Origin of the sequence: Lacinutrix mariniflava, from assembly GCF_001418015.1 — a bacterium.
Classification (GTDB): domain Bacteria; phylum Bacteroidota; class Bacteroidia; order Flavobacteriales; family Flavobacteriaceae; genus Lacinutrix; species Lacinutrix mariniflava.
The window spans coordinates 229,356-254,316 of sequence record NZ_LIQG01000027.1 but is presented as its reverse complement, the minus strand read 5'-3'; the positions used below and the strand labels follow the sequence as shown (position 1 = coordinate 254,316).

Here is a 24,961-nt window from a genome sequence, read left to right as displayed (position 1 = left end):
TTAATTATTAATTAAAATTTCACATTAAGGCTTAAATTCACAGATTTTACTGTTGGGTAATTCCCGAAATCAAATCCTTGAACCGTATTAGATGAAGTATTATTAGATCCACTAGCTCCGAAGTAATTTACTTCAGGATCTAAGCCTGAGTAATTTGTAAAAGTTAATAAATTTTGTGCGCTTAAGGAAATTCTTAAATTATCTAAGCCCATTTTTTCTACAACATCTGAAGGTAAGTTATAACCTACTGCTATATTCTTTAATCTTATATAACTACCATCTTCAACAAAACGAGAAGAAATCTCTCTATTACTATTGTTTCCTACACGAGGCTCATTTGTATTTGTATTTGTTGGTGTCCACGCATTATTATAATAGTCTCTAGTTGTATTTGAATCTCCATTATTTAATTGCACATCTGTCAAATTAAAAATATCACCACCTTGAGAACCCTGAAAGAAGAGACTTAAATCGAAGTTCTTATAGCTAAAGTTATTGGTAATTCCAAAAGTATAATCTGCATTAGGATTACCTATTGCTTTTCTATCATCATCAGTAATATCTCCACTATCATCAATATCATAAAACAATGGGTCTCCTGCTACTCCATTTGCCAAAGTTGCTGTACCTGCAGGCAAAGCACCTCCTTGATATACTCCTGCATAATCATACCCCCAAAAAAGACCAACTTCTTCACCTACTCTAAGAATATAATTATCGTCAACACTAAAATAACTTGGAGCTGCATCACCAAATAAATCAGCATCATTTATTAAACTTACTACTTTGTTTTTATTTTTAGAAAAGTTAAAATCTGTAGTCCAGCTAAAATTATCATTAGAAATATTTCTAGTATTTAAAGAAATTTCGAAACCTTGATTATTAATCTCACCTAAGTTTGTTAAAATAGCATCATTAGAGAATCCAAAATATTCAGGTATACCATTATTTCCTAGAATTAAATCTTTAGTATCAATATTATAATAATCTAAAGAAACTGTAATCCTGTTATTTAACAAACCTAAATCAACACCAAAGTTTGATTGATAAGAAGATTCCCATTTTAAATCTGGGTTAGCAGGTTGTTCCGGCGTAATAGCAAAAGTAGTTTCTCCATTACTAGAAGCATAAACACTTGCAAATCTAGCTAAAGATTGGTAAGGACTAATTGATGGATTACCAGTAACACCATAACTTGCTCTTAATTTTAAATTAGAGATAGTTTCACTATCGGCAAGAAATTCTTCGTTAGACACTTTCCATCCTATAGCACCAGAAGGAAAAATGGCATATTTATTATTAGCAGCAAAATTTGATGCTCCATCTCTTCTTACAGTAGCTGTTAATAGATATTTATCATCATAATCGTAATTTACTCTACCAAACTGAGACTGAATTTCAGTAACATTTAAATAAGAATCTGGTTGTAATAAACCTGTAGCACTACCTAAAGCATGGTAAGAAAAAGCATCTGAAATAAAACCTGTTCCAGCCGCAGCAAATACTTCGGTTTTAGTTTTTTGATAAGAATAACCTGCTAATAAAGTTAAAGCTCCTTTTCCTATTTCTTTAGAGTATGTTAAGTAATTTTCACTTAATATATTTGTTCTTTGCGAATTAGTAACTCTAGCTCTACCTCCTACACCTCCAGCAGTAATTTGCAAAGTTGATGGCTGGTAAACTCCTCTTGTATCGTTTTCTGTACTTAAACCAAAAGTTGTTTTAAAAGTAAGATTCTCTAAAAGGTCGTAATTAGCATAGAAGTTTGCTCTAAAATTATCTGTTATAGTTTCGTCTACTCTCTCTGTTGCAACAGCAAAAGGATTATCTACCTCATCTCCAATAGCATCATTAGTTGTAAACGTACCATCACTATTATACACACCTTTATCTGGCGCAAAACGCATAGCTAGAGAAATAACATCATCTCCACCAACGGTTACTGACCCATCGGATTGTGTAGCAACGCCATCCTTAGATCCTCTACTTCCAAAAAGATTCATACCTAATTTTAACTTATCACTTACTTGTGCATCTATATTTGATAAAAACGTTACTCTTTCGAAACCTGAATTAATTAAAATACCATCCTGTTTAAAATAGTTACCAGAAGCATAGAAGTTAATCTTCTCTGATCCACCTGAAAATGCCAATTGATGATTTACAGTACTACCTGATGTGTAAATTAAATCTTGCCAATCTGTATTTGCAGATCCTTGAGTATATATCGCTGGAGCATCTCCAGATGTAATAGCTAGATTATTATTTACATCTTGTTGATATGATGCAAATTCATTTGCATTTAATAAATCTAATTTATTTGAAGTGTTCTGAACAGCATAAGTAGTATTCAACTCAATAGAAAGTTTACCTTTCTTTCCCTTTTTCGTTGTAACTAAAACAACTCCGTTCGATCCTCTCGAACCATAAATAGCGGTAGCTGATGCATCTTTTAAAACTTCTAAAGATTTGATGTCATTTGCTTGAGGCATACTTGCACCAACAAAGCCATCCACAACAATAAGCGGAGAACTATTAGCACTAATTGATGTATTACCTCTAATTTTTATATTGATAGGAGCTCCTGGCTCTCCACCATTGTTAGACTGAACAACAACACCTGCCGCACGACCTTGAAGCGCCTGAGCTGCGTCTAACACAGGAAAAGCGTTTAACTCATCAGCAGTAACTGAAGATACAGCCCCAGTAATATCACTCTTTTTACGACTACCATAACCAACGACAACAACTTCATCTAATTTATTAGCATCTTCTTCTAATGAAACAGTTAAATTAGTGGCATTTGCTACGGTAACTGGCTTTGTTAAAAACCCTATAAAAGAAAACTTAATAACATCTCCTTTTTTTGCAGTAATTGAAAAATTACCATCAAAATCTGTACTTGTTCCATTACTTGTACCATCGACAACAACATTAACACCTGGAAGAGGCATATTATCTATTGATGAAACCACTTGACCTGTTATGGTTAAGTTTTCTTGGGCAAAGGCAGAGATACACATAAAAAGTACTGCAAATAATGCCGACTTAGCTTTTAAATTCATAATTAGCTTTTAATTTTTAAGTTAGTTAATATTAATATTTACTTAAAAACATAATTTCACAGAAGTTGTAAATAGTTTATTACTTTTGCAGTGTTATGTTTTTTAACATAATTACTTCCCTCCAAAAGAAGTATTTTACTAAAAGGATAGGTGTGCACCTGTCCTTTTTTTTATCTAAACCAACCTGAAAATCAATTGGTTTACCAGATTGGTTTACCAAATATAAACAAAATTTTATCTTATACAACGTTTTCGTAAGAAAAAGTTAAATAATGTTAACTTATTATTGATCCTTATAGAAAAACAATAAAAAACCCTATAAATTCCTAAAAAATAGGTCTTTATAGGGTCAATAAAATTCTAAAAGGCTACCAACTACAGTTCAGTTAATAAAATTAAACTCAAGCACCGTTGCTGTAGGCCAACCAACACTTGGCTAATGTTTAACTTCTAAATTGTAATATCTTACTTTAGCAAAGGCTCCTTCATCTCTGGATTGAAAATAATTACCGGCTTTAAAATAGTTTTCGAAGATTCCCCATTTTCTCATATGGATATTTTCATAAACTTTATATTCGTTTTTATTTAAAATGATTACCATCTTACCTTCTGAAACTTTTACTTCTAATGTGAATTTTTTAAAACCAACTTCTTGTTCAAAATTAAAACCATCATCATTTCCCCAAGCATCTTCGTGTAGCATTTCTTCTTGAGTAGCATTTAAATTTTTAAGCACTTTTGTTTTGACTCTAATTTTACCTTTATCCCAATATATTTTTAGCATTGGAGGTGCATTATTATCTTTCTGGCCTATTAAATCTCTTTGCTCATCCGTTAGTCTTCCGTGTATTTGCATTATAATTACTCTATGATATTTACCATCATCATCTTTAGTAACATTATCCATAGCCAACTTACCCTTCATGTAAGCTCCTTGTTTAAAAGTCCAATTAACATCGTTATTTCCTGGAACCATTTGTTCTCTTAGTTCGGACCTTGAATATTTAGTATTCGCAGTAGTAGCTTTACTAGGATAAGAATAAAATACTAATGCTCCTTTTGTGGAGTCGTTATACATATAAGGCTTGATCTCTTTATTTGTAGCATAGTTAACCACAACATCTTTTCCTTTAAAGCTTTTTGCTTTTCCATTCTCTCCTTCAGGAATTGTTAAAGACCAATGCGTTAAATCTATCTTAGGAAGCTTAACCTTCTTTTTTCTTTTCTTGTTTTTTTTTGATTCAACCTTATCTTTTACTGTTTCTTTTTGGGCTTGACAGCTAAAGCTATAAGTAAAGATTAATAATAACAAAAAAATAGTTTTTACGCTTTGAAACATAGACTTAAAATTTGTTTGTAATTTAATTATTAGCCGTAATAGTAATTGAATCTGCACGGATTTCTTCATCACCACTAGTATATCCATAACTACCTGTATCTTCTCCTCCTATACCTCTAACAAATAAAGCTACACTATTATTCGCTCCTGAATTAAACGTATACGGAGTAGTAAAATAATCTTGATTACCAGGATTACTTATAGCCTCTGTTAAAAGATTATTTGCAGATTCTTCTACTTGAGCCACGGTAGTATAACCATAACCTGAGTTAGGAAACTCTGGAGCAGTAGCATAATAAACAGGAGTGTAACCACTTACGTAACCAGAACCCGCTAAAACTCTTAACTCAAGCATACTACCAGGATAAGAACCAGGCGTACTAGATATACTTTTAAAAGATGTTACTATTAGTATTGTATAATCTTGATTAGGAACAACCTCAAATTCTTGATACACATGATCCGGTTCGTTGTTATCAAATTTAAGAAAACTTGAAACACCGTTAACTGTACTACTTTCTCCTTGCTCTCCAATATCATCATTATCCCATGCTGAACATGAGCAATCACTTGCCCCCAATTTAGCTAGTTTATCAAAATCTGAATTAACCAAAACAGGGTCAGAGACTAACGGTTCTTCTGGTTCTACAACATCAATAGTTTCAGTAAATGTACTTGTTTCTCCTAAGTTATCCATTGCTGTTAAAGTTACAGTAAACATACCTTCTCCAGGATATGTATTAAAGCCGTCTAAATCTGTAGATGTATTACTATCTCCAAAATCCCAACTATAACTTGTTGCACTTATAGAATTATTAGCAAAAGTATAATCTTTCCATTCATCTTCCAGACCTTGTCCTTGAGTGTAAGAGAAACTAGCTGATGGTGGAGTTTCATCTGCTATTGAGTTTGCTCCAATTGGTTCAAATTTTTCAAAATCATCACATGAATACACTGATAACACTAACAGTATAGCTGTTAATATTAGGTTTGTTTGCTTATTTATTGTCTTCATTATTTTAATAATTAAATTAATACCCTGGGTTTTGCTGCATAGCACCATTACTTAAATTTATTTCACCTTGTGGAATAGGTAATAACAAATCTGTAGATGAAAAATTATAGCCATTGTTTGTTGAATAATCAGAAAGCACGTTCATTGCTTCACCAAATCTTATTAAATCAAAGAAGCGATGGTTTTCAAAAGCAAGTTCTACACGACGCTCGTCTAACAGTTCTTGTTTTGTAATTGAATTATCATCATCTCCTAACAATCCAGCTCTTAACCTTACTAATTCAAAAGAATCTAGAGCGGTTTGTACTGATGTACTATTACCTCCTGCCATTATAGCTTCTACATGAAGTAAAAGAACATCTGAATATCTTAAAACAATAAAATCGTTTCCTGCGAGTCTTGCATTTGCTGATGTTGGTTCAATATCTAAAGAATTATCTCCATTCGGTAAATATTTTACAACTTGACTTTGTGATGGTTCGGCAACATCTGTTCTATAAGAATACTCTTTTCTATTACCTCCAAGTGCGTCTATGACAACTTTAGCTTCATCTGTAACATAGTTAACACCTGATGATCTACCGACTCCATTTAACCATTCTGAAGAAAAATCTTGACTATCGTTTGAGTTATCTGATTCAAAACCGATAGCAAAAATAATTTCATCATTTCCTTCATTGTAAAAGACGTCTTTAAAGTTAGGTTCTAAAGCATAACCGCTAATCATTACATCTTCTAATAATTGCTGAGCTAAAAGATATTCTGTTCCAAGTGTTAAATACACTTTTGCCAATGTCGTTTGTGCTGCGGCTTTAGAAGCTCTAAATTTATGAGTATTATCTAAGCCAGACACAGCCGTTTCTAAATCGCTTATTATTAGGTCGTAAACCTCACTCGCTGCAACTCTATTAAATTGAATTTCAGTATCCTCTATACCAATAATACTTTCTACTAACGGAATATCTCCATAAAGTCTTACTAGGTTAAAATAAGCATAAGCGCGAACAAACTTCGCTTCGGCTTCTATGTTTGCAGAATTCTCTTCGGATGCAACTCCTAAATTAGCTAAAACTGTATTCGCTCTAAAAATTACATTATAGAAACTTCTATAGTAATCACCAACAAATGTATTTGTTGCAGCTGCATCATAAATCACAAGTTCCTGAGGCAAACCTCCTCCACTTTTTGTTCTTGTATTATCGCTACGCATTTCGGTTAGATAAAACTCTATTTGAACACCATGGTTTAAACTTGTACTAGAAAAAGCGAAAGCATTAACTCCTTGTATAGCATCGTACATGTTAATAACCGCAGATTCTAATTGTACTTCTGTTGTATAATAATCTTCAGCACTTATTGCCGAAGTAGGTTCTGGTGACAAAAAATCTGCACCACAAGAAGATGCAACGACCACTATTAAAAACAGTAATATGTTTTTTATGTTTTTCATAATATTTTATATTAAAATTCTAAATTTAAACCAAGAGAAATTGTTCTCGCAATTGGAGATCCACCTCTTTGGTAACCATAAGTTGTTGGACTTGTTGTTTGAATAGACTCTGGATTAAAACCAGTATAGTCATCTGCCGTAAAATATAATAAGTTTTGACCAGTTGCATAAACTCTAGCTTTAGTAAAAATACCTAATGCTGAAATTACATCGTCTGAAAAATTATAACCTATATTAACATTACGTAATGCAACATACGATGCATCTTGAATTATTGCGTCTGTAAATATTTTCTTTCTTGTAAACTCCTGATTAGGTGTTGTTGAAATAAAATCTGTTGCTCCTGTGGTATCAAAATAGTTAAATATATATTGATCTGCAATATTTCTAACTTCTGCACCATGACTTCCTTGAAACATAAAACTCACATCAAAATCCCCAATTTTAAAATCATTTGTAAAACTCCAAATAAGATCTGGATAAGGATCTCCAAGGATAGTTTTATCATCATCATCTATAACTCCATCGCCATTTAAATCTTTTACATAAACATCTTTTGCTTCGTTACCAATTGGTGTGTATGGATTATTAATAAACTCTACTGGTATTTCGCTTTCTACAACCCAACCATAAAAAGAAGAGATAGGATTACCAACTAGGTTAATCCATTCTGCAGCTCGTTTATCGTCGACATTCAGGATTTGCCCGTTTGAATCTGCAAAATCTAATAACTCATTTTTATTTCTTGTTGCAAGAAAAGTACTTGACCACTTAAATTTCTCTTTAGAAATGTTACGTGTTCTTAACTCTAATTCAAATCCTGTATTTTGAACTTTACCAAGATTTTGTAGCGCCTCTGAAAAACCAGTTGTTCCTGAAATAGGGTTTGAGATAATTAATTTATCACTAGTCCTTTTATAATAATCAAATGAACCAGAAACAACATTGTTGAAAAAACCAAAATCGACACCTGGATTAATTTCTTCTAAACGTTCCCATTCTAAATTTGGATTTGCAATATTTATAGGGTTAAATCCATTTGTAACAACACCGTCTATAACTGCTGTTGAAGACTCTAGTAAAGACAAGTAAGCGTAATTATCGATAATATTACTATTAGTATCGATAGCTGCATTACCGGTAAAACCATAACTTAATCTTAATTTAAAATTACTAACAAAATTACTATCTTCTAAAAAAGATTCATTACTTACATTCCAACCGGCAGATAGGGCAGGAAAATCTCCATATTTAGAATTTGAACCTAATCGAGAATTCCCATCTCTTCTATAGCTTAGAGATGCAAAATACTTATTGTCATACGCATAATTAAATCGAGCAAAATAGCCTATTAAACTGTATTCATATTCTTCAGATTCCGCTAGAGCAATTGTTGAAGCTCCTGATATTGTTTGCAAAACATCCGAATCATAACCCGTACCTCTTACGGCATCAAATTTAACATCCCATGTCTCCGCATTCATACCCAATAATGCACTTATTTCATGATTTCCAAACGTCTTATCATAAGTAAAATAATTATCTGTTACAAGGTGCATTCTATTTTGACTAGACAAATCTAATTGAGCAGCACTAGCACCATTTCTACTAGCAAGCACACCTTGCCATCTTCTATTTTCTGTGTTTTGAAGATCTCCTGCGAAAGATGTTCTAAAGCTTAAACCATCCGTTATCTTATACTTAGCATACATGCTACCAAATATTTTAAATCTATCTTCCGTACGATGACGCTCTAAAACTTTAGCTCCAGGATTTGTATTTCCTGTACTAGAAATATTAATACCGTTAGTACTTGGATCTCCATCTAAATCGTATCCGTCAAAATGCCCTTGAAGCGCATAGTCACCTATTTGTACATCGTAAGGCAATCCATCTTCTCCTATTGCTCCTTGGTTAACATATTGTATTGTATTTGCGTCATGATAAAGTGGCAACCAAGATGGCTGTCTTAAAATATCGTGCGTTGAGCCGTCAAATCGTCTTTTATTAGTTATAGATGGTGCAATACTTGCTCCAAAAGACAATTTATCATTAACCTTAGTATCTATTTTTAATCTTAGGTTATACTTTTTATAATCATCTGTTAACAAAACACCCTCATCATGCGTATAACCAAATGTGGCCGCATATTTTGTTTTATCACTACCTCCTCTTGCACTAAGGGAGTGTGATTTTATTTGACCACCATCAAAAATAATATTCTGCCAAGGATTATCTACTCCTAACAACTGCTTATACTGTGTTTGACTTGACAATGAACCTGTTTGAGCAAGCTCAAACTCCGCAGATTCTGCAAGTGTAATATAATAAGCCTCACTTTGTATTGCCTCTTTAAAACCTGTAAACGTATTGTAAGTAAATTTAGTTTCTCCTTCTTTACCTTGTTTGGTGGTAATCATTATTATACCATTAGCTCCTCTTGACCCATATATTGCTGCAGATGCTGCATCTTTTAAAACCTCAAAAGAAGCGACTTCATTCATATCTAAAGACCCTAAAAAGTCGTTATCAACAGCTAAACCATCCACAACAATTAATGGAGAAGAACTGCCTGAAATAGAACCCGCTCCACGAATAGTAATAGTTGGAGCAGAACCTGCTTCCCCTTCTGTTGCTTGAACATTAACACCTGAGACTTGACCAACTAAAGCTTCATCTACTCTTGCTACTGCTATTTGATCTAAAGTCTCATTTGTTACTTTAGAGATAGCACCAGTTAAGTGACTTTTCTTTTGTGTTCCATATCCTATTACAACAACCTCATCTAGTTGATTAGCATCCTCTACTAATAAAACATTTAAAGTTCTTTGGTTTGTGACTGGTACAAGTTTTGTTTCAAAGCCTATAAACGAAAAATGAAGAACCTCTCCTTCTTTTGCAGTAATTTGATAATTTCCATCAAAATCTGTGCTTGTTCCATTGCTTGACCCAGCCACAATTACGTTTACTCCAGGAAGCGGCATATTATCTAATGCTGACACTACTTGTCCTTTAACGATTAAGTTTTCTTGTGCAAAAGCAGACATGCACATAAAAAGTATAGCAAAAAATGCCGATTTAGCTTTTAAATTCATAATTTTTTATTAATTGTTAATTTAGTTAGTTAAAATGCCTTGAGAATACTATTTTTTAGGAAATAGTATTCCAAAAAAAGAACAGCTATAAAACTGTTCTTTTTTTTATTGTAAAAACAGTATTCAAAATATTGGTTTACCAATCTGGTCAACCAAATATATATAAAATTTTGTTAATTACAACGTTGTAGTAAAATTTATATGTTAAATGAGCATATTTTTAAGTTAAAATAGCAAACATTTACATCAATCTCTATAACATTAGGTCTACTTCATTAAATTAATATTTATTTAAAATATTTATTAAGTAGTTAGCTTTTACACTTAAGACTTATCTCCAAAGTAAGATAGACCTTCACCAGTTAAGAAATCTTCTCTTACTGGACTAAAAGTGTCAATTAACTGCCCTTCCTCAAGACATACTGCACTATGTAGTAAATTAGGCTCAATATAAACACCATCACCTGCTTCTACGATTTTCTTTTCTCCATCAATTTCAAATTCAAATTTACCGGAAACACAATACGTAGCTTGTGTGTGAAAATGTTGATGTGGCGCTCCTAATGCTCCTTTATCAAACTTCACACTTACCATCATAATTTGATTATCGTAACCTAAAAACTTTCTAGAGACTCCTCCTCCAAGGTTTTCCCATTCCAATTCTTTTGCTATAACGTACTTTTCACTAAATCTATTCATTGTATTCTATTTTAGAATTATTTTATTTGTAATAATAAGAACCTGTCCAAGTGTAGTTCTTTTCGTTTATTTTTAATGTATGACTTGCCTCTCTTGAAGCGTTTGTATTTGCAGTAATAAACAACCTTGTACTTCCCTTTACAGTAGTCATTGAAATAGCCGTATAATCTTGAGTATCTAAAACAACTTTTAATTCTTTAATATTACTTTTAGAATTAATTGCAGATTCTGAAACAACATTATAACTACCATGTGCCTCTATTGCTGTTACAAAAAGCGTGTTTTTTGTGTTCTTTCTTCTCAACATTAATGCTGCTTCTCTACGTAAATTAAACTCTGGGTCATTTGCTCCTATTCGTGTAAATAGTAATTCGTCATTATTATCTGTTACTGTTGTTAAACTGTAAAATTTACCTTTATTTAACCAAGACAATTTACTGTTTGCTGATGTTGCTCTTGCAGAACCTTCAACAAATAAGTGTTGATACCCATTTTTACTTCCTAATATCTTTAATGTTTCTGGTGTTTTATAATCAAAATTAGTATTTAAAACTTGCCCTAAAAAGTAATAAGGAAAATCGTATTTATTAACTGTTTTCGAAGCTATTTTCATAACATCTAAAACATATGGCTTCTCGAAATCTTCATCTTTAATAATAGCCATAGTACGGATCATCTCTGTTCCAGGATATGCATTTTCTTCTTTAGCACTGGCTACTTGAACTTGTTCATTTTCAGAAGAAAAATAATTTAAAACAGAATGATGCTTACTTCCAATTTCATATTTCCCAGTAAAATGAGAGGTTTCATTTTGAGTTACTGTATTATGTGCTATGGTTTGCTTTGCCCAAGTCTTATTTTCTTTAAGATAATTTCCACCACCTTTTTGCTCAATATTTACAAAACGTGCTAAACCATAATCCTGAATGACTTCTTCTCCGTCTTCATATAAAGAATATGATAATTTATCATAATGTCCATGACTAGATCCTTGCGCAGCATATTTAAACACAAGCTCAATGTCTTCATTTCTTAAAATACCAACACCACCTTGTTTTCCTTTTGGTCCGTCTGATAAGTTAATTGACTTTCTAGTAAATGGTACTTCTTTTCCATTTTTAATTCCTAATGCTACGGCCAAACCAGAATCGTCTAGCAATACTTTATCCTGCTTAGATGCAATACTTAATAAACCAGGATCTTGATCACCAAAATGATAAGAGATATCTACAGCTGTCACTAAAGCGCTATTATAATATGACATTCCTTTTTGCCCATCGTTAAGTGGAAAGAAATCACCATCTGCATCTGATAAGTTTAGAAGCGCATTAATCGATTTTAAAAGCACACCTTCTTTGTATTCAAAAATTTTCATTTCTGGTTTAACATTATTTAATCCTTCAGCAAAAATTAAAAAAGGATACATTGCATAACGCTGGTAATAAGGTCCTTCGTTATAATAACCATCTGGAGAAAAAGGTTCTTCTATATTTGCTAAAAAACCTGCTTTTCCATCTTTATTTAAAAAGCCTCCATCATCATCTTTAGCTTTTGTATCTAAATTTACACCTTTAATACCATATAAAGCACGATCGATTAATTCTTGATCGTTCATTACTAAACCAATCATACCAACTGCTGCATTTCCCCAAGTACTATGATTATGAACTCTTTGATAAAACTGAGGACTATCTACTGATATATGGTCTGCAAATGGTCTAAATAAATTTGTTTCTAACTTATTGCGCTCTTCTTCAGATAAATAATTATAAATACAATCGTAAGCTTGACTTACATACACTAACCAATTAGAATCATTTAAACATTGCCAAAATAATTTACCTCTTGCATAAGATCTTGTTTTTGGATGTAACGGTAATGTTTTATACATTTTCTCGTATTCCATTAGCATGTCTTTTACATACTTTGCATATTTATCGTCTTGTAAAATTTGATATAAAACGCCTGCTTTCTGTAAAACCACAAAGTTTTTTTTGTGACGTGCATGCGTGTAACCTCCCGAATAATCTTTAGGAATTGGCACTTCTATTCCTGCTGATATCTCTGCATCTATCTCCTTCTTTACTGCTTCTAGGCTTTTATCGAAAATTGGAATATTACCTAATTGCGCTCTAATATCTTTAACACCCTGAGCTGTAAGAATTAAATTAGGATGTTCTTGAGATGTAGCTGTTGATGTTTCTTTTTTATCATCTGAAATAGTAGTCGTCTTTTCTTTACAAGAAAAACTAAACATTAAAAGAATGACTATGGCTATTTTTAATTTCATACTATTTTATTTATTACGGACTGTTTCTATTATACTATTTCACAAAACTCATTAATTTGAGTACAGTCGGAATACTAATAAAACTAAAATTTCTATTAGTATTTCGACTGTGCTAAATATGTTGCTATTTTATTATTTGCTTAAAAAAAGCGAATTAATACATTAACTTCATTACTAAGTTTTCTTCTGTTTTTATTTTCCCAGAGTTCGTTAAATTATTTTCTGACTCTTTATTATTTTTTGCTCCCCATAAAATAGAAACAAACTGAACTTTATTATTTTTAAAGGTGTTATTATTAATGTCAACATTTACAATACCTCTATGATTTAAAAGAATTCCATTTTTTTCTTTTGCTCCACAATTAACAAATGTACTGTTCGTTAATAAAAGATTTCCTCCAATTGTAGACTCATCGTAACCACCTCTGTAATAATCCACAACATTCTGCTTTACATTATTAAAAGTACAGTTATCAATAGTAAAATATTCTGCATTATAATCTCCTCTATCATTTGTTTCTTCAGACAGCTCTAAACCGTTTTCACAATCTACAATTGAAGTATTCTTAAATATTACTTCTTCTGAAAAAGATTGTTTATAAACTTTTAGTGCATAATTAAAATTACTGATTTCAGAATCAGTTACTTCTAATCCAAAATGATTAGACATATTCTTTTTTAAACTCGCAACAGCATATTGTGTACCCGTCCCTTTTAACTTTATGTTTTTTAAAGTTAATTTCCCATAAGGATGCAACTCTAAAGCTGGAGTTTCTTTTGCTCCAGTGTAAAGAATTTCAGCATTTCCTTTAGACGTAATTGTTATTGTTTTATTAATAATTAATGATTGCGCAATAGTATAAGAACCCGCTTTTAAATCAAGAATATCACCACTTTTTGCGGCATTTAACTTTGACACTAATTCGTTAGTATTATTTACACTGTGTGTTGTTACTTCTTTAGTTTCAACTTCGTTAGAAAACCAAGATGTTCCGTATTTTGATTTATCTAAAAGATCTAAATTAACATTTGCAGCATTTAAAATAGCTCCAATTTTATTTGAATCTGCTCTCGAATTTCCAAATAAATCATCTGTAATGGTTTCAAAATCGAATCCTTTATAAATTTCCACATCATCAAAACCAGTTGTTGGCACTGAAAGCTCTTTTCCTATTTCTGTCAAGTTTAATTCTTTAGAAATTAAACCATGACCATTTGTTATTTCAACTCCATTATTATATATAATATTACTTTTAAAAGTAACACCATCTGCTTTATCATGCTCAACAATTGGATTGGCATCTCCAACAGAATTATATATAACATTATTAACAACCTCAGTTCTTAAAGGTCTTGCAGAACGGATTTCAGATTTTGGTAAAACATCAGACTGTGCGATATTTGTTCCTACTCCAAACTGCCAAGGCGAACTAGAATCTACATACGTATTATAGGCTACAACAACATCTGTCACTTGATTATAACGGTTTAATGGCGATTTAGGAATACCATTCATTATTGCTAATGGGCTTCTAAAATTACTTCCTTTTAGCTTATAGAAAAGATTATTTATAACCCAATGTCCAGTGTTAACAATTCTAATTCCACCGTATTGTTCGTTTATTCCATCTCCAATAAAATAGTTTCCATCGATAGTAACATAATTTCCGTGACGTGTAACTACAGAACCTTCACTTTTATAAAACACATTATTTTTTATAATATTGAAATTGGTTTTACTTGAAATAATTTCTACTTCGCCATTACATTCTTCAAATAAATTATTTGCAATAGTGGTATTACTTGGTGACATGGAAGTAAAACTACTTCCTAATTGGATTGTTTCGCCTCTAGCACCACCTTTTCTTGGTCTTGGACCAAAATGATTATTTACAATCTGGTGGTAATTTTTAATACTTTGATTTCCTTTTAAGTCTACTCTTACCGTTGGTCCTCCATTTGTTTTACCTGCAATATAACAATGATCTAATGTATTGTGCTTACCATAAAGCTGCACCCAAAGGTTATCTTGATCGCGTTCTAAATTATTAAAATCTAAAATAACACAATTTGACACGCTACTATGATTAGCAACTTTACTTTTACTTGTTCTAAAAGCTATTACGTTTGTTTTAGGCGAATGTCCGTTTCTAAAAAACAAACCATTCACTTTTAAATAGTTTCCACTAATTTCTAAACTAGACACACCTTCTATAAATACTTCTCCTTCGGTCTCTGCTTTTAAAACTATAGGACTCTCTTCTGTCCCTTCTCCAATAAATTTAATTTCAACATCTTTCCAGACTCCATTTGCTAAAACAATATTATCTCCAGGCTTACTGTCTTTTATTGCAGTATTTAGCTCTTCAATATTAGCAACATTAATGCTACTAGTACTTATTGGTGATTTACTACCACAGGCCATTAGTGTTAAAAACACTGAAAATATTATCATTTTTTTCATAAGGGTTATTTAATTTTAAGAGATAAAAAAGAGCTAAAGATCTTTTAAACCAATAGACTTTCAGTTAAATATATAATTTAATTATTCAATAATTATCTTCATCTACAGGTAACGTTACTTTCCTAATAGAAAAATCAATCTAGGTACTAACCTCTTCCGTATTTGAATTCCCTGAGGCATTTGAAGACATACGAACAATATCCTTTTCTTCATTTCCAAAACAATTAAAAAATATAAATTAAGTGCTTTTTCAATAAAAATTTAACAATTGGTTTACCAGATTGGTTTACCAAATATAATTAAATTTAACTATTATGCAATTTTTAGGGTAGTAAAGTTTAATCCCAAAAGAGAATTCAAGAAGAAAACACACGGTTAACATTCTAATTGAAATAGAATTATTTACCAATTTAATCTATAAATTTCTCGATAAAACATTCGACACTTAAGTCCTTATAACGAATAATAAATCGCTTTAATTAGATATTGAAAAAGGATTTGCTGTTCTCTGCATTTAAACTAAAAGCATAGCGAGCTGCACATACTTAATAAAAGTTAACATTTTCAACCTTCAACTCATTCTAATTACTGCTTTCTCAATACCAATTGAAACTCTATTTTATCATCAACAACTCTTAGCATATTTAAAAATGGCTCAAATTAACCTACATTAAGATAAATTACAGTTTATCACATCTTCATTTATTCACTAATTTTAGCAAATAAAACGTGGTCATTTAGACGATTATTAATATATCAATAAAAATAAACCTTTGACCAAGAAGAATCAAAACTAATTAGTACTTTAGAAACTGTATAAAAAACTTGAGATGAAAATAGTACACATTAGCGCAGAATGTTATCCAGTAGCAAAAGTTGGAGGATTAGCAGATGTTGTAGGCGCACTTCCTAAATACCAAAACATGCTAGGTGAAACGTCTAGTGTAATAATGCCTTTTTATGATATTACTTTTACAAAAAAAAATGAATTTGAAAGTATATACGAAGGGAACATTGTTTTAGACGAAGAAAGCCATCCTTTTAAAATCTTAAAACCAGTTGATTTTTTACTTGGGTTTGATTTATTTTTAATAGACATCCCAGAGCTACTTTTTAAAGACTACATCTATTCGTTTGATGATTCTAATAGATTTTTAGCTTTTCAAATAGCAGCTTTAGATTGGATACTTACTCTAAAAGAAAAACCGGATACCATACATTGTCACGATCACCACACGGGACTTATACCGTTTATGCTTCAAGAGAGTTTTAAGTACGAAGCACTAAATAAAATACCTGTTGTAACCACAATACACAATGCACAATACCAAGGCTGCTTTTCTCATGATAAAGTTAATTTAATTCCAAAATTCGATTTTACTAACGTAGGCTTACTAGATTGGAATGGTACTATTAATCCGCTAGCTTCTGCAATAAAATGCGCATGGAAAGTAACAACAGTATCTCCAAGTTATATGGAAGAACTAAAAAGTGCAGCTAATGGTTTAGAATCATTATTAAGTAACGAACACGAAAAGTGTGTTGGGATCTTAAATGGCATCGATACTAATGTTTGGAATACTGAAACAGATACATTTATAACAAAACAATATTCAATCGCTTCTAGTATTGCCGGAAAAAAAGCAAATAAAAAAGAGCTTTGTGATACTTTTAATTTAAATATTAAAAAACCCTTATTCGCATTTATTGGAAGACTTGTAGACGAAAAAGGATCAGATTTATTCCCTGAAGCTTTTGATATTGCATTAAAAAACAATGACATATCCATACTACTCTTAGGCTCTGGAGACCATGAAACTGAAAACGAATTAGAAGCTTTAAAAACAAAACACAAAGGTAATTATAATGCGTATATTGGTTATGATGAAAAGCTGTCTCACAATATTTATGCAGGAACAGATTTCTTATTAATGCCGTCTCGAGTAGAACCTTGTGGCTTAAACCAAATGTACTCCTTACGCTACGGCACTATTCCAATAGTTAGAAGCATTGGAGGTTTAAAAGATACTATTGTCGACATTACAGATAACGGCTTTGGTTTCACTCACCAACACGCAAGCGTAAAAGATATTTGTATAGCAATTGAAAGAGCTACTGCTTTTTATAAAGATGATGTTAACTTCAAAAAAACAAGAAAACACATTATGAATATAGATCACTCGTGGGACAATTCAGCAAAAAAATACATAGAATTATATAAATCGCTAAATAACTAAACTATGATAAACAATAAGGTTTTAAGTATTATTTTAGGAGGAGGACAAGGCTCTAGACTATACCCATTAACTGCAGACAGATCTAAACCAGCAGTACCCATCGCTGGTAAATATAGATTGGTAGATATTCCTATTTCTAATTGCATAAATGCTGATATTAAAAGAATGTATGTTTTAACACAGTTTAATTCTGCTTCCTTAAATAGGCATATTAAAAACACTTATCATTTTAGTTTTTTTAGCTCTGCTTTTGTAGACGTTTTGGCAGCAGAACAAACAATGCAAAGTGAAGATTGGTTTCAAGGAACGGCAGATGCTGTAAGGCAAAGTATGCAGCACATTTTGAGTAATGATTTTCAGTACGCATTAATACTTTCTGGAGATCAATTGTACAATATGGATTTAGAAGATATGATCGCTAAGCATGAAGAAAGTAATGCTGAAATATCTATTGCAACTTATCCTGTAAATGCAAAAGATGCAACCGGATTTGGGCTATTGAAGACAGACGATCAAAACATCATCACTTCGTTTATAGAAAAACCAGCTGCAGATTTATTACCAGATTGGACTTCGGATGTTAGTGAAGACATGAAGAAAGAAGGAAGACACTATCTAGCCTCTATGGGTATTTACATTTTTAATAGAGACCTATTAGTTAAACTGATGGAGAATCCAGATACTAATGATTTTGGTAAAGAGATTATACCACAATCTATACATAACCACAAAACACTTAGCTACCAATACGAAGGCTACTGGACTGATATTGGTACTATAGATTCTTTCTTTGAGGCTAATTTAGGCCTAACGGATGATATTCCTAAATTTAATTTATATTCAGATGATAGAGTATACACAAATGCGAGAATATTACCAACATCTAAAATATCTGGTAGTCTACTAAACAAAACTGTTATTGCCGACGGCTGCATAGTACATGCAGCAAAGATTGAAAGAAGCGTTATAGGTATTCGTTCTAGAATTGGACAAGAATCTGTTATTTTAAACACCTACATGATGGGAAATGATCATTATGAATCTTTAAAAAACATTGAAGTTAATAAAATTGAAAATCTATTAGGTATTGGAGCCAGATGCTATATCAACAATTGTATAATTGATAAAAATTGTAGAATTGGAGACGATGTTAGAATCGAGGGAGGACCAAACGCAAAAGACATTGAAACAGATACCTACTTAATAAAAGATGGGATTGTTGTTATTAAAAAAGGTTCTACAATACCCAAAGGGACTGTAATAAGGTAACAAACGAATACTTAATCAAAAAACAAAATATGTCTCAAGTAATAGCGCATAGCTTATTTACAGATTTCGATGTTAATTTATTTAAAGCTGGAAAACATTACAAACTTTATGAAAAGTTTGGATCACACATAATTACAATAGACAAACAAGAAGGGACTTATTTTGCTGTTTGGGCTCCAAGCGCAAAACAAGTTTCGGTTATTGGAGATTTTAATTTCTGGAAAGAAGGAGAGCACAAATTAAATGTACGTTGGGACGAAAGTGGTATTTGGGAAGGCTTTATTCCTAAAGTTGGCAAAGGAACAACCTATAAATACAAAATTGAAAGTAACAACAACGGCATTAAAACTGAAAAAGCAGATCCATATGCTAGACGTTACGAACATAATCCAAAAACAGCATCTATAGTCTGGGAGGACGATTACAGTTGGAAAGATAAAAATTGGATGAAATCTCGTATAAAAAAAAACGCTTTAGATGCGCCATATTCTGTTTACGAAGTCCATTTAGGATCTTGGAAAAAACAAATTGAAGAAAATCGCTTTCTATCCTATGTAGAGCTAGCAGACGAACTGGTTAGTTACGTAAAAGAAATGAACTTTACACACGTAGAACTTATGCCAATTATGGAGTTCCCATACGATCCAAGTTGGGGCTACCAAGTAACTGGCTATTTTGCACCAACTTCAAGATTCGGTTATCCTGAAGAATTTAAGTTACTAGTCGATAAATTTCACCAAAATGATATTGGAATTATTTTAGACTGGGTACCATCTCACTTTCCAGAAGATGCGCATGGTTTAGGCTTTTTTGATGGTTCTTGCCTATACGAACATCCAGATAAGCAGAAAGGTTACCACCAAGATTGGAAAAGTTTAATTTTTAACTATGGTCGTAATGAGGTAAAATCTTTTTTAATAAGTAATGCCTTGTTTTGGCTCGACCAATTTCATGCAGATGGACTACGTGTAGACGCAGTGGCATCAATGCTATTTCTTGATTACTCGAGAGAAGAAGGAGAATGGGAACCAAATATATACGGAGGAAGAGAAAATTTGGAAGCCGTAGCTTTTATGAAAGAGCTAAACGAAGCTGTTTATGGAACTTTTCCAGACGTTCAAGCAATTGCCGAAGAATCTACAGCATTTCCAGGTGTTTCTAAACCTGTTTTTTTAGGAGGCTTAGGCTTTGGAATGAAATGGATGATGGGCTGGATGCACGATACATTAGATTACTTCTCTAAAGATCCTGCTTACAGAAAGCACCATCAAAACGACATCACGTTCTCTATGACGTATGCTTTCACAGAAAACTTTATGCTTCCACTCTCTCACGATGAAGTTGTTTATGGCAAAAAATCTATCTTAAACAGAATGCCTGGAGACGAGTGGCAAAAGTTTGCCAACTTACGCTTACTATACAGTTATATGTATACGCATCCTGGAACAAAACTTCTATTTCAAGGTGCCGAATTTGGACAAAGTGAAGAATGGGACTTTCAAACCAGTTTAGATTGGCATTTATTACAATATAAACCGCATAAAGGCACACAAGAATTAGTAAAAGCATTAAATACTCTTTACAAAACAGAGCCTGCACTTTCACAGAAACAATTCTCTCAAGATGGTTTTGAATGGATCGACTATAACGATGCAGAAAACTCTGTACTTGTTTATATTAGAAAAGGAAATCAACAAAAAGACAATGTTATTGTTATTTGCAACATGACACCGTTACCTCGCGAAAATTACCGTATTGGACTTCCAAAAAAAGGAACCCTAAAACAAATTTTTAATAGTGACGACAAAGTGTTTTATGGGTCTGGAGATTTCAATAACACCACTATTACTTCTAAAGCAAAAAAATGGCAATCTAGAACACATTCTACAGAGGTAACAATACCGCCTTTAGCCATGATCGTACTGAAGTATTCATAATATAAAAGCCTTATTTTAAGAATAATACAATTACAACGTTTGCGTTAACAAGTGGTAATTAATAATGTTTTTATTGTGCTAAGTTTTCCGTTTTTTTGCAGACCAAAACATCAATATAATGATAGTTAATACAGAGTTAGAACAAAAGGGAAATTTATTTCCATCAGAAATTATAGACTATAAAAAAGATGTAGATACACTACATTTTACTACAAAAAATGGCGTTGTTTTGCAATTAACGGTTGTTAGAGATAGCGTTATTCGTTTTAGATACAGCACAACAGGTAAGTTTGAAAACGATTTTTCGTATGGAGTTACCGTACACGCTAGCAGAGGCTATAGTTTTCTAGAAGTCACAGAAGATGAAACTCACTATATAATTACAACTTCAAAATTAATTTGTAAAGTAGAAAAAAGTAGTTTACAAGTAAAACTTTTTGATGCTTTAGACTTAAAGCTAATAAATGAAGATGAAATAGGTTTTCACTGGGAAGAGAGCTATGAATACGGAGGTGACATTGTAAAAATGAGTAAAGCTTGCCAAAAAGCAGAAAGTTTTTATGGTTTAGGAGATAAACCCGTAGATGTCAATCTAAAAGGAAAACGTTTCGAAAACTGGGCAACAGATTCTTACGCTTTTGGAAAAAACACAGACCCTATCTATAAAGCAATTCCTTTCTACACAGCAATACAAGATAATAGATCATATGGTATTTTCTTCGATAACACCTTTAAATCTCATTTCGATTTTGCTCACGAAAGAAGAAATGTAACTAGCTTTTGGGCGCAAGGAGGTGAAATGAATTACTATTTCATTTACGGACCAAAAATGGAAGATGTAGTTAAAAACTATACAGACCTAACAGGCAAGCCTCATGCATTACCTCCATTATGGGCTTTAGGTTTTCACCAATGCAAATGGTCTTATTACCCAGAAGCTAACGTAAAAGAAGTAACAAACACTTTTAGAGATCTAAAAATACCTTGTGACGCTATCTATTTGGATATTGATTATATGGATGGCTTTAGATGCTTTACTTGGAATAAAGAGTATTTCCCGGACCCTAAAAGGATGGTAAAAGAGCTAGAAGATGATGGTTTTAAAACTGTAGTAATAATAGATCCAGGAATTAAGATCGATTTAGATTATAGTGTATTTAAAGAAGGATTAGATAAAGATTATTTCTGTAAACGTGCCGATGGTCCTTACATGAAAGGTAAAGTTTGGCCTGGAGAATGTTATTTCCCAGATTACACTAAACCTGAAGTTAGAGAATGGTGGTCTGGCTTATTTAAAGAATTAATTGAAGATATTGGAGTTAAAGGCGTGTGGAATGACATGAATGAACCAGCAGTAATGGACGTTCCTAACAAATCTTTCCCAGACGATGTACGCCATGATTATGATGGAAATCCATGTTCACATAGAAAAGCACACAACATTTATGGAACGCAAATGGCACGTGCTACATATCATGGTTTAAAAAAATATGCGTATCCAAAAAGACCCTTTGTAATTACAAGATCAGCCTATTCTGGAGCCCAACGTTATACCTCAACTTGGATGGGAGATAATGTTGCAACTTGGGAACATTTAGCCATTGCTAATAACCAAGCACAACGTATGGCAATGTCTGGTTTCTCCTTTGCAGGAAGTGACATTGGAGGATTTGCAGAACAACCTCAAGGAGAATTGTTTGCAAGATGGATTCAACTAGGTGTTTTTCATGCCTTTTGTAGAGTACACTCTTCTGGAGATCATGGAGACCAAGAACCTTGGGTTTTTGGAGAAGAGATTACAGATATTGTAAGAAAATTTGTTGAAATTAGATACCAGCTATTACCTTACTTATACACTGCCTTTTGGAAATATATAAATGATGGCACACCAATTTTAAAATCTCTAGTTTTATACGATCAAGAAGACACAGCCACACACTACAGAAGTGATGAGTTTATTTATGGTGAACAAATTTTAGTTTGCCCAATCTTAGAACCAAATGCTAAAGGAAGAAGAATGTATGTTCCCAAAGGTAAATGGTACAATTTCTGGACAGACGAAGTAATCGAAGGAGGAAGAGAAGTATGGGTAGATGCAGACTTAGACAGTATGCCTATGTTTATTAAAGAAGGAGCTGTAATCCCTAAATACCCAGTACAGCAATATGTAGGTGAGAAGGAATTTGATGAAATTACTTTAGATGTTTACTATAAGGAAGGTAAAGAATCTTCAAAATTATATGATGACGCTCATGATGGCTATGATTATAAGAAAGGAAGATTTAGCTTACGTACTTTTAAGGTCACAGGAAAAAAGAAAGAATTAATTTTACAACAACACAAGCGAGGAGATTTTAACGCGGGTTATAGTAAATTTAATCTTGTGTTCCATAATCTACCGTTTACAATTACATCTGTACAAATAGATAATGTAGAAATTGATTTAGAGCATCTAATTATCAATGGTCATCAGTCAATTTCGATAAATAAAGAATTTACAGAAATTCACTTATTCGGAAATTAAATCTGTTTATTCAAAAATAAAAAAACCAAATAATAATCATTTGAGGTTTTTTTATTACTAAGTTTTTAAGAAAAGCTTATAATTTAATATCTAAATCTACATGTTCCCATTCTGAAAAACCACCTTTTAAATCGTATATTTTTTTAAAGCCAGCCTCTAATAATTTATCTGCGCACTTGGCACTTCTACCTCCTTTTTGGCAATATAAAATCACAGGTTTATCTTTATTTAGTCTTGTAATATCGTCATCAAAAGTAGGTGAGTTAAAATCTATATTTTGAGAATTAGATATATGTCCTACTTTGTGTTCTTTAGATGTTCTCACATCTACTAATTGGACATTCTCTAAATCTTGTAACATATGCATTTCTTCCACAGAAACTACCGTTATAGCACTTCTGTCTTTCGTAGAACAGCTAAACATGCTTATCATTAAAACTAACACGATTACAATTGTTGATTTTTTCATTGTTAATTATTTTAGTAATTCCGCGTAGACGGAAATCTTATTATTTATTTTAATCTATTCCTTTCCTTCACCTGTCCATTCTGAAAAACCACCTACTAAATTGTAAGCGTTTTCAAATCCCATTTGGTTCATGAGCGCACAAGCCTGACCACTTCTTCCTCCTGACTTGCAGTAGACATAATAATTCTTATTTTTATCTAGTGCTTCTAACTCATAAACAAAGGCTTGACCTTTAAATATATTTAAATTTTTAGCATTTGGAATGTAACCATCTGCTACTTCTTCCTCTGTTCTTACATCTAATATAAAGGCATTCTCATCTGCCTTTAATTGTTGAGCCCATTGCTCTTGTGATAAATCTGCCATTCCATTTTTTTTTTAAAGTGCAAAGTTAATCAAATTAACGTTTCCTTATGATACAGACGAAAAAAAACCTGAAGTGTTACAGCTTCAGGTTGTATATTTAAAAATTAGTTTTTTAGTTATACTTTAATCGAGCAACCAATCGCTTTCGTTTCCTTTACAATAACATCTTTTCCGTTTAATAATGCATTCACTGCATCTTCAACATATTTGTTTTTAACTGCATTGGCATCTTGATAATTATCGTCAATTGCACCTATATATTTCACTACATTTCCTTTATCTGTTTTTTTAACAACATAAATATGTGGTGTTTTAGTTGCACCAAACTGAGGGTATACGCGTTGGCCTTTGTCCATTAAATAAGGAAAAGTAAATCCCTTTTCCTTTGCTCGTTCTTGCATGGATTCCATGTTATCATCAGGTTTTACTTCAATATTATTAGGCATTATTGCAATTACTGGATAACCTTTAGTAGCATACATCTTATTGAGCCCTTCCACTCTATCTTCATATGCAACAGCATAAGGACAAGTATTACATGTAAAGGTAATTATAAACCCTTTTGCTTCTTTATAATCTGACATAGATACCATTTTACCATCAATGTTCTCTAATTTAAAATCCGCAACCACATCCCCAATCTTATAACCATTATTTGTTGTTTTTTCCGATTTGGAGAAAGACCAAAAACCAAAAACTATTGTTAATAGTAATATTACTTTTACAACTTTTTTCATATTAA

Annotated in this window: 15 protein-coding genes; 4 read left to right on the top strand and 11 right to left on the bottom strand. The window is 32.2% G+C overall.

Translation table 11 applies throughout. The annotated features are described in order from the left end of the window. Positions 1-11: 11 nt before the first annotated feature. From ASC44_RS13590 to ASC44_RS13555, 8 genes are all read right to left on the bottom strand, one after another. The gene (locus tag ASC44_RS13590) at positions 12-3,065 is read right to left on the bottom strand and encodes a SusC/RagA family TonB-linked outer membrane protein (RefSeq protein WP_055448164.1); all 3,054 of its coding nucleotides are present in this window, start codon (positions 3,063-3,065) and stop codon (positions 12-14) included. 436 nt (positions 3,066-3,501) lie between these two features. Then, positions 3,502-4,404, bottom strand: coding sequence for a polysaccharide lyase family 7 protein (locus ASC44_RS13585; RefSeq protein ID WP_055448163.1), 903 nt, complete (start codon positions 4,402-4,404; stop codon positions 3,502-3,504). A gap of 22 nt (positions 4,405-4,426) precedes the next feature. Further along, complete coding sequence (locus ASC44_RS13580; RefSeq protein WP_055448162.1) at positions 4,427-5,419, bottom strand: PKD domain-containing protein; 993 nt, start codon at positions 5,417-5,419, stop codon at positions 4,427-4,429. Between the two features lie 16 nt (positions 5,420-5,435). Further along, positions 5,436-6,869 carry a RagB/SusD family nutrient uptake outer membrane protein gene (locus ASC44_RS13575; protein ID WP_055448161.1) on the bottom strand — a complete coding sequence of 478 codons (1,434 nt, stop codon included), beginning with the start codon at positions 6,867-6,869 and terminating at the stop codon, positions 5,436-5,438. 11 nt (positions 6,870-6,880) lie between these two features. Beyond that, a complete protein-coding gene (locus tag ASC44_RS13570; RefSeq protein WP_055448160.1) occupies positions 6,881-9,964 on the bottom strand; it encodes a SusC/RagA family TonB-linked outer membrane protein in 3,084 nt (1,027 codons plus the stop codon). Positions 9,965-10,288: 324 nt separating this feature from the next. Next, positions 10,289-10,663, bottom strand: coding sequence for a cupin domain-containing protein (locus tag ASC44_RS13565; RefSeq protein ID WP_055448159.1), 375 nt, complete (start codon positions 10,661-10,663; stop codon positions 10,289-10,291). Between the two features lie 22 nt (positions 10,664-10,685). Beyond that, positions 10,686-12,953: an alginate lyase family protein gene (locus tag ASC44_RS13560; RefSeq protein WP_055448158.1), complete on the bottom strand. Its 2,268-nt coding sequence runs from the start codon at positions 12,951-12,953 to the stop codon at positions 10,686-10,688. Positions 12,954-13,107: 154 nt separating this feature from the next. Next, positions 13,108-15,417: a chondroitinase-B domain-containing protein gene (locus ASC44_RS13555; RefSeq protein WP_055448157.1), complete on the bottom strand. Its 2,310-nt coding sequence runs from the start codon at positions 15,415-15,417 to the stop codon at positions 13,108-13,110. Between the two features lie 830 nt (positions 15,418-16,247). On the opposite strand from ASC44_RS13555, the gene ASC44_RS13550 reads away from it, so the two are divergent. From ASC44_RS13550 to ASC44_RS13535, 4 genes are all read left to right on the top strand, one after another. After that, a complete protein-coding gene (locus ASC44_RS13550) occupies positions 16,248-17,654 on the top strand; it encodes a glycogen synthase (protein WP_055448156.1) in 1,407 nt (468 codons plus the stop codon). Between the two features lie 3 nt (positions 17,655-17,657). Then, the gene (locus ASC44_RS13545; protein WP_055448155.1) at positions 17,658-18,923 is read left to right on the top strand and encodes a glucose-1-phosphate adenylyltransferase; all 1,266 of its coding nucleotides are present in this window, start codon (positions 17,658-17,660) and stop codon (positions 18,921-18,923) included. Between the two features lie 29 nt (positions 18,924-18,952). Further along, complete coding sequence (gene glgB, locus ASC44_RS13540) at positions 18,953-20,860, top strand: 1,4-alpha-glucan branching protein GlgB (RefSeq protein ID WP_055448154.1); 1,908 nt, start codon at positions 18,953-18,955, stop codon at positions 20,858-20,860. 118 nt (positions 20,861-20,978) lie between these two features. After that, entirely contained in the window at positions 20,979-23,384 is a 2,406-nt protein-coding gene (locus tag ASC44_RS13535) for a glycoside hydrolase family 31 protein (protein WP_055448153.1), read from the top strand. A gap of 76 nt (positions 23,385-23,460) precedes the next feature. Here the strand turns inward: ASC44_RS13535 and ASC44_RS13530 are convergent, their stop codons facing one another. The 3 genes from ASC44_RS13530 to ASC44_RS13520 form a co-directional block, all read right to left on the bottom strand. Continuing rightward, positions 23,461-23,853 (bottom strand): rhodanese-like domain-containing protein, encoded by a 393-nt coding sequence (locus tag ASC44_RS13530; RefSeq protein WP_055448152.1) that lies wholly within the window; start codon positions 23,851-23,853, stop codon positions 23,461-23,463. 54 nt (positions 23,854-23,907) lie between these two features. Then, complete coding sequence (locus tag ASC44_RS13525; protein ID WP_055448151.1) at positions 23,908-24,219, bottom strand: rhodanese-like domain-containing protein; 312 nt, start codon at positions 24,217-24,219, stop codon at positions 23,908-23,910. A 116-nt stretch (positions 24,220-24,335) separates the two neighbouring features. Then, complete coding sequence (locus ASC44_RS13520; RefSeq protein ID WP_055448150.1) at positions 24,336-24,956, bottom strand: thioredoxin family protein; 621 nt, start codon at positions 24,954-24,956, stop codon at positions 24,336-24,338. Positions 24,957-24,961: the final 5 nt, after the last annotated feature.

What these genes read in the sequence shown, in the direction of transcription:
- ASC44_RS13590 (WP_055448164.1), bottom strand. Translation starts at nt 3,065, where the DNA reads ATGAATTTAAAAGCTAAGTCGGCATTATTTGCAGTACTTTTTATGTGT.
- ASC44_RS13585 (WP_055448163.1), bottom strand. Translation starts at nt 4,404, where the DNA reads ATGTTTCAAAGCGTAAAAACTATTTTTTTGTTATTATTAATCTTTACT.
- ASC44_RS13580 (WP_055448162.1), bottom strand. Translation starts at nt 5,419, where the DNA reads ATGAAGACAATAAATAAGCAAACAAACCTAATATTAACAGCTATACTG.
- ASC44_RS13575 (WP_055448161.1), bottom strand. Translation starts at nt 6,869, where the DNA reads ATGAAAAACATAAAAAACATATTACTGTTTTTAATAGTGGTCGTTGCA.
- ASC44_RS13570 (WP_055448160.1), bottom strand. Translation starts at nt 9,964, where the DNA reads ATGAATTTAAAAGCTAAATCGGCATTTTTTGCTATACTTTTTATGTGC.
- ASC44_RS13565 (WP_055448159.1), bottom strand. Translation starts at nt 10,663, where the DNA reads ATGAATAGATTTAGTGAAAAGTACGTTATAGCAAAAGAATTGGAATGG.
- ASC44_RS13560 (WP_055448158.1), bottom strand. Translation starts at nt 12,953, where the DNA reads ATGAAATTAAAAATAGCCATAGTCATTCTTTTAATGTTTAGTTTTTCT.
- ASC44_RS13555 (WP_055448157.1), bottom strand. Translation starts at nt 15,417, where the DNA reads ATGAAAAAAATGATAATATTTTCAGTGTTTTTAACACTAATGGCCTGT.
- ASC44_RS13550 (WP_055448156.1), top strand. Translation starts at nt 16,248, where the DNA reads ATGAAAATAGTACACATTAGCGCAGAATGTTATCCAGTAGCAAAAGTT.
- ASC44_RS13545 (WP_055448155.1), top strand. Translation starts at nt 17,658, where the DNA reads ATGATAAACAATAAGGTTTTAAGTATTATTTTAGGAGGAGGACAAGGC.
- glgB (WP_055448154.1), top strand. Translation starts at nt 18,953, where the DNA reads ATGTCTCAAGTAATAGCGCATAGCTTATTTACAGATTTCGATGTTAAT.
- ASC44_RS13535 (WP_055448153.1), top strand. Translation starts at nt 20,979, where the DNA reads ATGATAGTTAATACAGAGTTAGAACAAAAGGGAAATTTATTTCCATCA.
- ASC44_RS13530 (WP_055448152.1), bottom strand. Translation starts at nt 23,853, where the DNA reads ATGAAAAAATCAACAATTGTAATCGTGTTAGTTTTAATGATAAGCATG.
- ASC44_RS13525 (WP_055448151.1), bottom strand. Translation starts at nt 24,219, where the DNA reads ATGGCAGATTTATCACAAGAGCAATGGGCTCAACAATTAAAGGCAGAT.
- ASC44_RS13520 (WP_055448150.1), bottom strand. Translation starts at nt 24,956, where the DNA reads ATGAAAAAAGTTGTAAAAGTAATATTACTATTAACAATAGTTTTTGGT.